This window comes from Paraburkholderia diazotrophica (assembly GCF_900108945.1).
GTDB classification, from domain to species: Bacteria; Pseudomonadota; Gammaproteobacteria; order Burkholderiales; family Burkholderiaceae; genus Paraburkholderia; species Paraburkholderia diazotrophica.
The window spans coordinates 1-13,204 of the sequence record NZ_FNYE01000045.1 but is presented as its reverse complement, the minus strand read 5'-3'; the positions used below and the strand labels follow the sequence as shown (position 1 = coordinate 13,204).

At 61.3% G+C, this 13,204-nt stretch carries 10 protein-coding genes; 2 read left to right on the top strand and 8 right to left on the bottom strand.

Annotated elements, in window-relative coordinates:
- Window positions 1-39: 39 nt before the first annotated feature.
- Both BMW76_RS34265 and BMW76_RS34260 read right to left on the bottom strand, forming a co-directional pair.
- Complete coding sequence (locus BMW76_RS34265) at window positions 40-957, bottom strand: DUF2950 domain-containing protein (protein ID WP_090873269.1); 918 nt, start codon at window positions 955-957, stop codon at window positions 40-42.
- A gap of 12 nt (window positions 958-969) precedes the next feature.
- Entirely contained in the window at window positions 970-2,442 is a 1,473-nt protein-coding gene (locus tag BMW76_RS34260; RefSeq protein ID WP_090873268.1) for a DUF3300 domain-containing protein, read from the bottom strand.
- Between the two features lie 821 nt (window positions 2,443-3,263).
- Between BMW76_RS34260 and BMW76_RS34250 the strand changes: the two genes are divergently transcribed.
- A complete protein-coding gene (locus BMW76_RS34250; protein ID WP_177200574.1) occupies window positions 3,264-5,708 on the top strand; it encodes a mechanosensitive ion channel family protein in 2,445 nt (814 codons plus the stop codon).
- A 65-nt stretch (window positions 5,709-5,773) separates the two neighbouring features.
- On the opposite strand, the gene BMW76_RS34245 is transcribed toward BMW76_RS34250, so the two are convergent.
- From BMW76_RS34245 to BMW76_RS34220, 6 genes are all read right to left on the bottom strand, one after another.
- Window positions 5,774-7,144: an MFS transporter gene (locus BMW76_RS34245; RefSeq protein ID WP_090873266.1), complete on the bottom strand. Its 1,371-nt coding sequence runs from the start codon at window positions 7,142-7,144 to the stop codon at window positions 5,774-5,776.
- Between the two features lie 211 nt (window positions 7,145-7,355).
- The gene (locus BMW76_RS34240; RefSeq protein WP_090873265.1) at window positions 7,356-8,594 is read right to left on the bottom strand and encodes a Zn-dependent hydrolase; all 1,239 of its coding nucleotides are present in this window, start codon (window positions 8,592-8,594) and stop codon (window positions 7,356-7,358) included.
- Window positions 8,595-8,667: 73 nt separating this feature from the next.
- Window positions 8,668-9,417 carry an amino acid ABC transporter ATP-binding protein gene (locus tag BMW76_RS34235; protein ID WP_090873301.1) on the bottom strand — a complete coding sequence of 250 codons (750 nt, stop codon included), beginning with the start codon at window positions 9,415-9,417 and terminating at the stop codon, window positions 8,668-8,670.
- A gap of 2 nt (window positions 9,418-9,419) precedes the next feature.
- Window positions 9,420-10,112: an amino acid ABC transporter permease gene (locus tag BMW76_RS34230; protein WP_087736169.1), complete on the bottom strand. Its 693-nt coding sequence runs from the start codon at window positions 10,110-10,112 to the stop codon at window positions 9,420-9,422.
- A 2-nt stretch (window positions 10,113-10,114) separates the two neighbouring features.
- Window positions 10,115-10,810: an amino acid ABC transporter permease gene (locus tag BMW76_RS34225; RefSeq protein WP_090873264.1), complete on the bottom strand. Its 696-nt coding sequence runs from the start codon at window positions 10,808-10,810 to the stop codon at window positions 10,115-10,117.
- 49 nt (window positions 10,811-10,859) lie between these two features.
- Window positions 10,860-11,705, bottom strand: a complete 846-nt coding sequence (locus BMW76_RS34220) for an ABC transporter substrate-binding protein (RefSeq protein WP_090873263.1) — start codon at window positions 11,703-11,705, stop codon at window positions 10,860-10,862.
- A 786-nt stretch (window positions 11,706-12,491) separates the two neighbouring features.
- Between BMW76_RS34220 and BMW76_RS34215 the strand changes: the two genes are divergently transcribed.
- A partial coding sequence (locus BMW76_RS34215; RefSeq protein ID WP_143062393.1) for an MFS transporter occupies window positions 12,492-13,204 on the top strand: 713 nt, incomplete at its 3' end.

Here is a 13,204-nt window from a genome sequence, read left to right as displayed (position 1 = left end):
GTCTGTTTGCCCGTGAAGGTCGACACCGGGGCTGGGACGTCAGGGCTGCACCTTCGTCCAGCCGGGTCCGGGATCGAACGACGACATGGCCTTCGCTCTCGCCGCGCCATCCGGGCCGAGGTCGCTTTCATAGACCTGCCCGGCGTGACTGATCATGAAGCTCTTGATTCCCGTCTCTCCGTACCGGACGGGCCATGCAATGACGGCAAAGCCGCCGAACAGCTTGCCATGCGCGACATAGTCATACGCACCGCCCGGCGCATGCGGGCCTTGCGACGTCAGCAGCCTGTAGTGGTAGCCGTGATAGCCGGCGTCCTCGGCGTTACGCGCGCTCGCCTGAACGAAGGCCGGCCCGAGCGGGCTGGGTGGCGCGTCCGGTGGCGTCGGCCAGTACAGACCGTCGTGCTTGCCCGGTGAGCTCGACATCTTCGACGCGTACGTCAGCAGGCCCACGCCGTCGTGATCGGTGAGCGCGTACTCGCGCTGCGCGTCGTAGACCGCGAGCATCGTCTGGATAACGGCCAGCTCGTCTCGGCCGATGCGGCGCAAGCGCATTTCCTCCGCACCCGCGCGCATATCGAAGTGCCATCCGCTCTCGCCTTTCACGAGCGGAATCGGGAAAGTCCAGCCGTCGCCGCCCACTGCAATATGCGCATGGCCGTTATCGGTCTGCTCGATCTGATGCGACTTGTTCCATTCGTCGAGGAAGCGGCTGCGTATTTCAGCGCCGACAGGCGGAATCAGATCGCGAAAGTTGCGTCCGAAAATCGACTGCAACGTGGCCTCCTCGTTATTGCCGATGGCTTCGCCGAGCGCGCTCATCGCGGCATCGGGAGTACTAAAGTCCTTCTCGGCATGCGCGAATGGCACGACGCCCAAACACAGCGCGCCCATCACGGCGACCGCCCGCAGCCCTTCCGCCAGCAAGCCCAGCCGAAATCGTGACGATGCTTTCATGCTCGCGTCTCCCTAGCGTCTTCCGCCACGTGCGCCGCCGCCCGCCCGCATGCCGCCACCGCCGCCGCTCGGTCGATTGAAGCCCGAGCCCTGCATGCTGGAGCGTCCCCGGTCATAACTGCGCTGCGTCGCGCCGCCCGCGCCTACGCCCTGAAAGGCGTTGTCGCGACCGCCGCTGAAACCGCCGCCACCACCGCTGCCCACGCGATCGCTCGCACGCGAGACGTCGCCGGCGCCCCCGCGGTTCGAGCCGCCGCCGAAATCGCCGCCCGCCGATCTGTCCGCAACGCCCGCACCGCCGCCTGCGCCACCCGGGCCGCCACCTGTACGATTGCCGGCATTCGACCTGTCCGCCGCCGATGCGCGATTCCCCGTGTTGGACCTGTCCGCGGTCGCGGCACGGTTGCCTGCGTTGGCCCTGTCCGCCGTCCCGGCGCGATTGCCTGCGCCCGCCCGGTCGGCTGTATTGACTCGCCCGCCTGCGCCCGAATCGCGGCCGCGGAAATCGTTGCGTCCTTCGGCGCCGCCGACGTTGCGCGCGTACTTGTCGCGGGTCGCATTGTCACGGTAGGCCACGCCCTGACGATGGCTCCCGTCGTGCTGCCAGCGTCCGCCCTCGACCTTGGTTCGGTCGAAATTGCGGTTGATGTTTGCGGCCTTGTTGACGTTGATGTTGACGTCGCCGCCGCCCCAGTTGCAGTTGCTGAAAATCGCGCCGGCGGCAGCGAGCCCGATTCCCCATGCGAACCCTGTCGCCAGCGCCGCGCCCGGATAGTACGCCGGGTACGGCGGCCAGTAGGTCGGCGGATAGGCGGGGTAACTCCACGATCCATACACGACGGTCGGGTTATAGGCCGGCACGTAGATCACTTGCGGATTCGCCGGCTCGATCTTCACGATCGTTTGCCCGCCGCCTGCGGGAGGCTGTTCGACGACCACGTTCTGCTGCTCGTTCGACTTGAGGTTGCCCGAGTCTTTCGCGCGGGCGCGCAAGCGCTGAACAGCGGCGAACAGGTCTTTTTGCTGCGCGAGAAATGCGTCGCCGAGCTTCTGGGTCCAGTCGAGCTTGTCGTTCATCGGCTCGAGAATTTGCGGGAACGCGACCAGTGATTTCACACTGGTATCCCACGTCTCGTTTTCGACGGCCTTGACGGCGGCGTCTCCCTTGAGCTTCGGATTGGCCTTCACCCAGCGCGCCGCATGTACGATTTCGAGCGGATACGTCGATGCCATCAGTACCTGCGCGAGCACGGAATCCGGATAGAGCGCAATCGGCGCGACGAGCGCTTCGAGTTCTTCAGGCTTGAATGACGCGGGCTGTGCCGATTCCGGTTGCGGTTGCTGTTGGGGCTGCGATTGCGGCTGGGGTTGCGGTTGCGGTTGCGGTTGCGTTTGGGCGCGCGCGGCGCCCGCTTCCGACGTCAGTGCGACAAAGAGAAGCCACAGGCACGAGAACTTGGCTCGTCGCTGGTTCCACAGGGACATAGCCGCTCCTTCAGACGTTATGACAGGGGCGCGAGTAATCGGTCCTGTCTGGACTGATGGCAATTGCAAAATGGGTTTGCAGCGGATTGCGGCGTCGACTCAATTTGATGTTAGAACATTCGTCGCGTTATGGATGCAAATACTCAGCGTACCGATACAACGAATAATGGTCGTGATTGTTGCGTTTGATAAAGCAGAACTTGCCGTCTAATGAACGGCGAATATCGGCCTAAAAGCTCACGGCAAAACCAAACGACACGCCATGTACATTGTGGCCGAAGACATAGCGGACCAGCGCGTGCGCGCGTGATCACGATCGGGTATTTGCTGCTGTCGAGTTCCAGCCCGACGCCGAGCGACGTGTCGGAGGCATGCACAACTCCGGGTTCGATTTAAGCGTAACTATGTGGAGACCTTGCGTCGAGTATCCGGGTTGCGTTTATGCTAAACCTGTTAAACGGAGCACTTGATTACTTGCGAACGTCGTGCGTCAATCGATCGAGAACCTTACGCCTCTGTCGTCGCCATTTGATGCAGTGTCGATGGCGATGGCATGGCGGCATCTATTGAGCTAATCTTTGCGCGGGACTTTGAAGAGCATTATTTCTGACGATTGAATCGCATCATCGTCAGTCTGACTACCCGGCTCTCTCAACTACCCGGCTCTCAACCAGGGGGACCTTTTGAAGGGATCTCCATGAACGCGTTCATGCGGCGCGAAGCCAGCCATGCTCTCGTCGCCGCCGACTAGTCTCGCGCTTCTCTCTGCCGGCTCGCGTACCCCGACGGTGCCGACCGTGCGCCTTGTCGCACGACGCGCGATGCGCTACGCTCACGCGTGGCTGGTCGCGACAGGCATCGTCTTGCTGTTTGCGACATCGATCGTCCCTGCGGCCGCCGGACCTTTGCCCGCCGGCTTGCAGACCATTGTCAACACTGCGACAGGCGCATCGGCACAGTCGGCGTCGGCGGCGCAAACGGCATCCGCGCCCACGCCCGCCAGCCAGGCGGAGATGACGCGCTCGCTCAACATCCTGATTGGCACGCTCGACAACGATACGCAGCGCAAAGCGCTCGTCGACCAGTTAAAGGGACTTCGGGACGCCACACAAGGAGTCGCGCCCGCGCCACGCGCGCAGACCAATAGCGATCTGCTCGGCGCGATTGCGTCGGGCATCGCGTCGGTCGAAACGAATCTGAATGGCGGCCAGACACCGCTTCATTTCTGGGCGGCCCGATTCAGCGGGGCAGCCAATGATCTGCGAATGATTTTCGCAGGGTCAAGGGGCGAATCGTTCGGCGAGGTTCTGGTTGGCATGGTCTCGACGCTTGCGGGATGGGGCGCGTGTGCCGGCTTGCTGATCTACCTGCAGCGGCGCGTCCTCGCGCGCTATGGTCAAGACCTCGCGCTGGAGTCGAATCCGACGTCGATCGACCTGCTGATCTTTGCGTTGCGGCAGTCAGGGCCGTGGATCGTCGCCTTCGTTGCGGTACTGGTGTTCGTGCGCGGAATGCCTGATGCGCTCGGCCGCACGCTAGGGCTCGTGATTGCCTATGCGATCGTCGCGGGTTCGATTTTTTCGGTGATATGCCTGATCGTTTTCTCGGTGTTCAACACGGCGCATCGGCGTGTCGCCGTGCATCGGCTGCTCGCGCGCAGCCTCTGGCCGCTCTTCGCAATAGGCGCGTGTGCCGCACTCGGCGACGCAGCAGCCAACACCGATGTCACGCATCTTCTCGGCGCGAACTTCGCGGGGCTCATATCCAGCCTCGCAAATCTGGCGGCGGCCGTTCTGTGCGGATTCTTCGCGATTGCCTACCGGCGGCCCGTCACGCATCTGATCCGCAACCGCCCTTATTCGCGAAGGCGCGACCACAAGCTCGCCACTGAATCGCTCGATATCCTCGCATCGCTGTGGCACATCCCGATTCTGCTGATCGCGATCGCGTCCGTCGTCGCGATCATCGACGGGCGCGGCGAAGAAGGGAACGTGTTGAGGCCGTCGCTGCTCAGTGCGCTGTTGCTGGTTCTCACGCTGTTCGTGTCGGCGCTGCTGCTGCATTTGACGCGTCGACGGGAGACCCGCGCACAGCGCCGGGCACCTCATCTGATGCGGCTCTTGCGCTTTGCGAGCACGCTGCTCGTCCTCCTGATGTGGCTCGCGTACATTCGATTCGAAATGGAGTTGTGGAGCGGACCGATTGCACGGCTGATCAAGCACAGCGCAATGACGCCCGGTTTCAGGCATGCGCTCATTGCAGTCGTTGCGACGGTTTTCGGCGCCTGGTTCATGTGGATTCTGATCGACACCGTGATTCTCGAAGCACTGGGTCCGAGCAGTTCACGCAACAAGGCGCTCGATCCTGGCGTGCGCGCGCGCACGATGTTGCCGCTCGTGCGCAACGCAATCTTCGTAACGGTTGCAAGCCTGGCTGCCATCATTGCCGCCGCGAGCCTCGGCATCAATCTGACGCCGCTGCTAGCGGGCGCAGGCGTGATCGGGCTTGCGGTCGGCTTCGGCGCGAAATCGCTCGTCACCGATCTGATCACGGGGCTCTTCATCATCATCGAGGAAACGATCTCGGTGGGCGACTGGATCGACGTCGACGGCGGTCACGCGGGTACTGTGATGGATCTGACGATCCGCACTGTACGGCTGCGCGACGGACAAGGCGCGGTTCATACTATCCCGTTTTCGCAGATCAAGATCGTGAAGAACCTGTCGCGCGATTTCGCCAACGCGATATTCGAAGTGCGGGTTCCCTTCTCCGCCGACATCGATGAAGTGACACGCATGATCGCGGAAGTCGGCGCCGATCTGATCGACGATTTCCGCTTTCGCAATGAAATACTCGGACCGGTGGAAGTGTGGGGACTCGACCGCTTCGACACCAACTGCATCGTCGTGAAAGGACAGATCAAGACGCGGCCTCTGCAGCAATGGAGCGTGGCGCGTGCTTTCAACGCGCGGCTCAAGCTCAAGATGGACGCAGCCGGCATCGAGATTCCTCTGCCGCAAATGCAGCTGCACACATCGCCGAACGAGCGCAACGTGTCGCCGCAGACCGACGATCTCGCCCATCGCGAGAACCGGCAAACAATGGATACGGGCAGTGTGGCCCGACGCAGTCCGGATATCGCCGTACCGCAAGAGCTTCGTGTGCTGCAGGAGCCGACGCTCGCGGAATCGCCCGTCGGCCAGACGGCTTCTACGTCGCAAGCCGGCTCTGCTGGCGACGATAGCGTCCGCAAGCGCGGTGAATGATGGTTTCTGTGCACGCGTGTCGGCGCGCGTCCCGACTACCAACGCGCGCCCAGTCAATGCACCGGTTAGTGTGCCGGCCTTGCGTGTCCGTGATCGTCCATCGCGCGCCCTTCGTCATATTCGCGCGAGATGTCCTTGTTCGTGTAATCGCCCATTCGCCACGAGGCGACAAGACTGAACAGCGCGCACACGAGGATATAGCCCGCGATCGCGTAGCCCGAGTGGTAGTACGCGAAAAGCGCGGTCGCGATCAATGGCGCCGGACCGCCCGCAATGACGGAAGCCAGCTGATAACCCAGCGACGCCCCGCTATACCGCAGACGTCCCGTGAAGGACTCCGCGATCAACGCCGCCTGCGGACCGTACATCATCGAATGCGGCACCAGCGAGAGCACGATGGCCACGAAGATCCACACCGGGTCCTTCGTATCGACCATGGCGAAGTAGACGAAGCCGAATATGCCGGCTGCTGCGGCGCCGATCATATACATCCGCCGCCGTCCGATGAGATCCGAGATGTGGCCGAAGAACGGAATAGTGAAGAACTCCAGAACGGAAGCCGCAAGCACAGCCGTAAGCAGCATGTCACGCGTCGCCCCGAGCGTCCTGACGCCATAGGTGAAAACGAAGGCCGTGAAGATGTAGAAAGGCGCCTGTTCGGCCATCCGTGCAAAAGCGGAAAGAAAAATATCTTTAGGCTGTCTGCGCAGCACTTCGAGCATCGGCGCTTTCTCGATCTTCTGCTCGGAGAGAAGCTTTGCGAAGATCGGTGTTTCGAGAATGTTCAAGCGGATGTACAGGCCGATCGCGACCAGCACGATGCTGAGGAAGAACGGCACTCGCCAGCCCCAGGTGAGGAACGCGTTGCCCGACATCTGGCTCAACGCCAGCACGGCGAGGTTGGCAATGAACAGTCCCGCCGGCACGCCGAATTGCGGCCACGATGCGACAAAGCCGCGATGCGAATTGGTACGCGCCCACTCCATCGACATCAGGACCGAGCCACCCCATTCGCCGCCGACGCCCACGCCCTGAATGAAGCGCAGCACCGTCAGAATGACGGCGCCCCAGATGCCGATCGTCGCGTAGGTGGGGACGAATGCAACGGCAAATGTGGCGAGTCCCATCAGCAAGAGCGTGACGATCAGCGTGGCCTTGCGTCCGATGCGATCGCCGTAGTGGCCGAAAATGGCCGCACCGACCGGCCTCGCGAGAAAGCCGACGGCGTAGATGAGAAACGCTTGTAGCGTACCGACGATCGGGTCTGATTCCGGAAAATACAGCTTTGCGAAAACCAGGCCAGTGACGATGCTATAGAGGAAGAAGTCGTACCATTCGATCGTCGTGCCGATCGTGCTGGCAATGACGGCACGGCGTAGCTGACGCCGATAGTCTTCGGCGGAAAGGGGCACGGCCCCTGGTTGCGTGGCAGCCATTTCGATCCCCTAAAAAGGGCAACATCCAATATGGACATTAAGCCTTTTGAGAGGTTCCTAAATGGATCACAACATGAGTGATTCCGATCTGCTCCGAATACCTTAATGGTTACTACCAGGCAACGTAATTCCGCCTCAAATCAGGCGTTTTTCGACGCATTGGATATGCGAGCCTGAAAGGCGAACGATCCGATGAATCGGCAAGCGTTCTTCAGCTTTGCCGTTCCCGCAGATCCTGAAGAATGGCGACGGCCGCGTTCGCTGCGACCTGGCACCCGAGCACGATATGTTCCTCGGCCGTATCTTCGACGAAGTCGTGACTGACTCCGCCGATGCTGGGCACGAATAGCATGCACGCCGGCAAATGATGTGCGAGCACCTTAGCATCGTGAGAAGCGCCGCTCGGCATGTGCTCCCATTGCCCCGGCGCGAGCACGTCGGCAGCACGCGCGAGATGCTGCTGAAGCGCGCTATCCATGACGACGGGCTCTTCCGGCTGTTCGCACGCGATGATTTCGATCGTCACCTTGTGCGCCGCGTTGAATTCGCTAACGAGCGTCGCAAGCGCAGACTCCATCGCATTGAGCCGCTGCGCGTTTGCATCGCGGAACTGCAGATACATGTCGGCCTGGCCCGGCACGACGCTAAACGAGCCGGGGTCGAGTTCGATTCGCCCGACCGTCCATACGGTGTCAGCGTCGGCGAGCCTGGTGAACGCTTCGTCCATCTGCGCGATGAACGAGACGAGCGCCGCACCGGCATCGCGGCGAATCGACATCGGCGTAGTACCCGCGTGATTGCGCTGTCCCTTGAAGCGCAGCCTCAACTCGCGTATGCCGACGATGGTGGTAACGACGCCAATCGACTTGCCTGCGGCTTCAAGGCGCCCGCCCTGTTCGATGTGCGGCTCCATATAGGCTTTGTGCCGGCTCCCGTCGAGGCGCACGCGCGGTGTCCCGTCGAGTCCGGCGTTCGCCAGTGCGTCGCGCAGCAATAGCCCTTCGCGATCCTTTGCGTTGAGAATCGACTCGTCGACCGGCTCTCCGACAAAGCTGCGGCTGCCGAGAAAGGACAAGAACGTGCCTTCTTCATCCATCCACGACGCGACATCGACGGCCAGATGACGGGTCGCATCGCTCTCAGCGAGCGCGCGAGCGATCTCGATGCCGTAGATCACGCCCAACGCCCCGTCGAGCCAGCCGCCCGTTGGCTGAGTGTCGGTGTGCGAGCCGACCAGCAGCGCCGGTCCGCTCTTCGAAGAACGGCCGAATACGGTCCCGACGCCATCGATGACGGCATTCAGGCCCGCGTCCGTCATCCGCCCGGCGAGCCAGCGGCGCGACTGCATATCGACGGGCGACAGCGCGAGACGCACGACTCCGGGCCCTGTTGCGCCGAAACTGCGAAGCTGCTTGAGGTCGTTCAACAAACGCTCTGCGTTGATCTTCAACTTTGCGATTCCTCTTCCCTGCACATTCGATGAAGCTACATCGTAACCCGCGCGTGCGCTGTCGCTCTACACGTTACGCAGTGACAGCGCTCGCCCAGGGCGAGCGGATATCCGACAGGAAACGCTGCGCGCGCGGATGCTCGGGCCGCTGGAAAAAGCGGTCGGGCTCCGCGCGCTCGAGTACTTTGCCCTGGTCCATGAAGAGCACGCGGTCGGCCACCTCGCGCGCAAAACCCATTTCGTGCGTAACGCAGACCATCGTCATGCCGTCGCGCGCGAGGTCTTTCATTACCAGCAGCACCTCGTTCACCATTTCGGGGTCGAGTGCCGACGTCGGTTCGTCGAACAGCATCACGGGCGGCTTCATCGCGAGCGCGCGAGCAATCGCGACGCGTTGCTGCTGTCCGCCTGAGAGCTGGCCCGGATACGTGTTCGCCTTATGCGGCAAACCCACGCGCTCCAGCAGGTTCATCGCGAACTCGCGCGCATCCTTCTGCGACATGCGCTTCAGACGCACAGGCGCGAGCACGCAATTCTGCAATACCGTCAGATGCGGGAAGAGGTTGAATTGCTGGAACACGAAGCCGATCCCTGAACGCAGCGTATTCACGTCGATTCCGCGCGCGTGCACATCCTGGCCGTTCACGACGATGCGGCCTTTCTGAATCGGTTCGAGCCGGTTCAGCGTGCGAATCAGCGTGGACTTGCCGGAGCCCGATGGCCCGCACACCACTACAACCTCGCCTTTAGCAACGGTCTCGCTAACGTCCACGAGCGCCTGATATTCGCCATACCACTTGTTGACGTTTTCGATCTCGATCATGTTCACACCTTTGCCGGCAAGCGCGACGCAAGCCGCCTTTCGAGCAGATACGCGCAACGGGTCAGCCCGAAGCACATCACGAAGTAGCTGAATGCGAGCAGCAGATAGATCTGTGCCGATTGCGTCAGCGCCTGAGTACTGATTTGCCCGGCGACGAAAGAGACTTCCGGCAGACTGATGATGTAGCCAAGCGATGTCTCCTTGATCGTCGACACCAGCTGGTTCACGAGCGACGGCAACATGTTGCGCAACGCCTGCGGCAGGATGACGAACGCCATCGCTTGCATATACGACAGGCCAAGCGAGCGTGAGCTTTCCATCTGCCCTTTGGGCAAAGCCTGAATGCCCGCCCGCACGATTTCGGCGAGATACGCGCCGTCGAAAACGACCAGTGCCGTGAGCATTGTGCTGAACTGATTCGTGCGATGACCGGTGAGCGTCGGCAGCAGAAAATACGCCCAGAAAATGACCATCAGCAGCGGCGTGCCGCGCACGCCATAGACGAGCGCGGTGGCGGGCCAGCGCAGCACGCGAAACGGGCTGATGCGGCACAGTCCGAAGACGATGCCCACAGGCAGCGCGAGAACGAGGCCCGCGGAAGCAAGCATCAGCGTGAGTACGAGTCCCCCGAGCGGCCCATTCGGATACTGGCCGACCAGGTAGTACATGCCGTAAGTCTGGAGTATGTCGATCATCGCTACATGCTCCGGACGGGATACCGTTGCTGATACCACGCAGAGAACAGCGTGATGGCGATCGACACCGTCAGATACGCGGCCGTCGCCACGCCAAACGATTCGAAGCCGCGAAAGGTCGCGCTTTCGACCTGCTGCGCCTGGTACATCAATTCAGCTACGCCGATCACCATCGCGATGCTCGAGTTCTTCCACAAATTGAGCGTCTGGTTGACGAGTGGTGGAACCGTCACTCGCAACGATTGCGGCAACACCACGAGCCGCATTGCCTGCAGGAAGCCGAAACCGAGCGCACGGCTTGCCTCGAGTTGCTCCTTCGGAATCGAGCGAATTCCGCTGCGAATGTCCTCGGCCATATAGGCGGACGTGTAGAGAACCAGTGCGATCAATGCGCTAGCCGCCTCGTAATTCTTGTTATAGAGCCATGTCTTGATGACGAGCGGCAGCAGCTCCGGCGCGCCGAAGTACCAGAACAGCATGTGCGCAAGCAACGGAACGTTTCTGATCGCTTCGACGTACGCCTGACCGAGCCCGCGAATGAACGCGATGGGAGCGAGGCGTGTCAACGCGACGACGATGCCGAGCGGAAGCGAGAATGCAAAGGCAAGCACGGACAGCTTGATCGACATCAGGAAGCCGCTGACGAGCCATTGGCCATATTGCCCCGAAAGCAGCGCCGACAGATTGAGTGTAGGCATGAAGTATCTGGCCGCCCGTCGTCGGAGCGGGCGGCGGCCATAGTTGGAGTTAGTCGATCTTGTCGGTTGCGATCTTGAACGTACGCGGCGGGAAATTCATCTTCGTGCCGGGACCGAACCACTTGTTGAACTCTTGCTGCGCCTGGCCATCTCCTTCCATCCCGAGCAGCACCTTGTTCACCTGCTCGCGGAATGCCGGCTCGTTCTTGCGGATACCCAACGCGATGTGTTCCGTCGAGATGTTCTGCGTCACCAGCACGTAGTCTTTCCCCGCGGGGCCAAGCTTCGCGAGGTTGCCAATCAGCGTCGTCTCGTCGTTTACATAGGCCACACCCTTGCCCTGCTGGAGCGCGAGCAAGGCTTGAGGGCTAGTGTCGAACGATACGACGTCAGCGTTCTTGATCGTCTTCGCGATGTTGGTTTCCATCGTCGAGCCTTTGACCGTCAACACCTTCTTGCCATCGAGTTGAGCGAGGGTCGTAATGCCGCTGTCCTTCCTGACCATCGCCTTTTGGCCCGTGATGAAGGTCGATACCGAGAAGTCGATTTGCGCTTCGCGCTCCTTGTTGTGCGTGAGCGAAGCGGCGAGCAGATCGACGCGGCCCTGTTGCAGTTCGGGAATACGCGCGGCAACAGCCAACTGCTTGAGAACGGGCTTGACGCCAATGCTCTTTGCCACGGCGTTGCACATGTCCACGTCATAGCCGACGATCTCGCGGCTCATCGGGTCTTTCATGAAGCTGAACGGCTCGTCCGTACCCAGTACGCCGCATACGAGTTCGCCGCGCTGTTTGATGTCCGCAAGCTGATCGGCCTTCGCAGCGAGCGTCGTGATCGACAGCACCGACAACGCGGCAACCTGTGCAACGACGCGAAGTGTGTTGATGCGTTTCATGGAATCTCCTCTTTTTGGTTGTACAACTAATCAGTTTTATTTGATGTCGCGATTCGAAGCATACGCATTCTCATCCCACAGCCCGAGCGGCTGCCGGTTCGAATTGCGTGAGGGGGTACTGCGGTGAACTGCTTACGTGTGAACCTTTGCGACAACGGAATCGCCGCCGCCGTCAGCCGGACGCATGAAAAAAGAAAAGTTCGGAAAGGGCACTGGCCTTTGAAAAGAACAGCCCCTCTGTTGGTGTGCTGAGTGCTTCGAAAACGCGGGCCAATGTATTCATATCGGGCAATCTTGACTCTGCTTGTAGTGTTGCTTACCGCGCCTGTGTTGTTCCGCTTGTGTCCGCTTGTGCGTCCCGCTTTCTTGTTCCCATCCACAACTATGTTACGGAGCCGATATGGGAATTTGTTTCTAAAGAACCTGGGGATTCTTTGGAAAAATAGACTGTGGTTTTTGATTTTAGCCGATCCGAAAATATTTATTTCAAGCTCAGGGTAATCCCTGACGGTCTCAGCATCACGTTCACAGGTGTCGTTTTCCGCCGTTTTCTGGACGCGTGAGCGAAGGCCTCGCCGCTGGCGCGACAGCACACTCTCCCTGACATATGAACTTGCCGGGTGTCGCTCAGGCTTGCATCGTTGTCCGCGGCTTTCGACACGGCTGCACGCCAACGGCCGCTTGCGCCATCGACATGCCACCAGGCCTCGCGCCCAATCAGAATCCGTCCGATCGGACACCTCTTCCGTCCGGCGGGTTTGCAGCGCCATTCCAGGAGTGCGTCAATTGAGACCTTCGCAAGAGAGCATCGCGGGAATCCATTCGGCAGCCTTGCCGCTCACCCTCGACGACATCACGGTCGTCGACAACACCCTTCTCAAGCGTGCCGTCGGCGCGATGGCGCTCGGCAACGCGATGGAATGGTTCGACTTCGGCGTGTACAGCTACATCGCCGTCACGTTGGGCAAAGTGTTCTTCCCGTCGAGCAGTCCGTCCGCGCAGCTGATCGCCACGTTCGGCACGTTTGCCGCCGCGTTTCTCGTGCGCCCGATCGGCGGCATGGTGTTCGGCCCGCTTGGCGACCGCATCGGCCGCCAGCGCGTGCTGGCAATGACGATGATCATGATGGCCCTCGGCACCTTCGCGATCGGCCTGATTCCGGGCTACGGCTCGATCGGCATTCTCGCGCCCGTGCTGCTGCTCGTCGCGCGCCTCGTGCAGGGCTTCTCGACGGGCGGCGAATATGGTGGCGCGGCCACCTTCATCGCCGAGTTCTCGACCGACCGCCGTCGCGGCTTCGCGGGCAGCTTTCTCGAATTCGGCACGCTGGTCGGCTATATCCTCGGCGCGGGCACGGTGGCCGTGCTGACGTCCTCGCTGTCGCAGGACGCGCTGCTGTCGTGGGGCTGGCGCGTGCCGTTCTTTATCGCCGGGCCGCTGGGTCTCGTGGGCCTGTACATCCGGATGAAGCTCGAAGAAACGCCCGCGTTCAAGAAGGA

Coding starts and splice junctions, on each gene's coding strand:
- BMW76_RS34260 (WP_090873268.1), bottom strand. CDS start 2,442: ATGTCCCTGTGGAACCAGCGACGAGCCAAGTTCTCGTGCCTGTGGCTT.
- BMW76_RS34225 (WP_090873264.1), bottom strand. CDS start 10,810: ATGCCTACACTCAATCTGTCGGCGCTGCTTTCGGGGCAATATGGCCAA.
- BMW76_RS34250 (WP_177200574.1), top strand. CDS start 3,264: ATGCGCTACGCTCACGCGTGGCTGGTCGCGACAGGCATCGTCTTGCTG.
- BMW76_RS34265 (WP_090873269.1), bottom strand. CDS start 957: ATGAAAGCATCGTCACGATTTCGGCTGGGCTTGCTGGCGGAAGGGCTG.
- BMW76_RS34230 (WP_087736169.1), bottom strand. CDS start 10,112: ATGATCGACATACTCCAGACTTACGGCATGTACTACCTGGTCGGCCAG.
- BMW76_RS34220 (WP_090873263.1), bottom strand. CDS start 11,705: ATGAAACGCATCAACACACTTCGCGTCGTTGCACAGGTTGCCGCGTTG.
- BMW76_RS34235 (WP_090873301.1), bottom strand. CDS start 9,417: ATGATCGAGATCGAAAACGTCAACAAGTGGTATGGCGAATATCAGGCG.
- BMW76_RS34245 (WP_090873266.1), bottom strand. CDS start 7,144: ATGGCTGCCACGCAACCAGGGGCCGTGCCCCTTTCCGCCGAAGACTAT.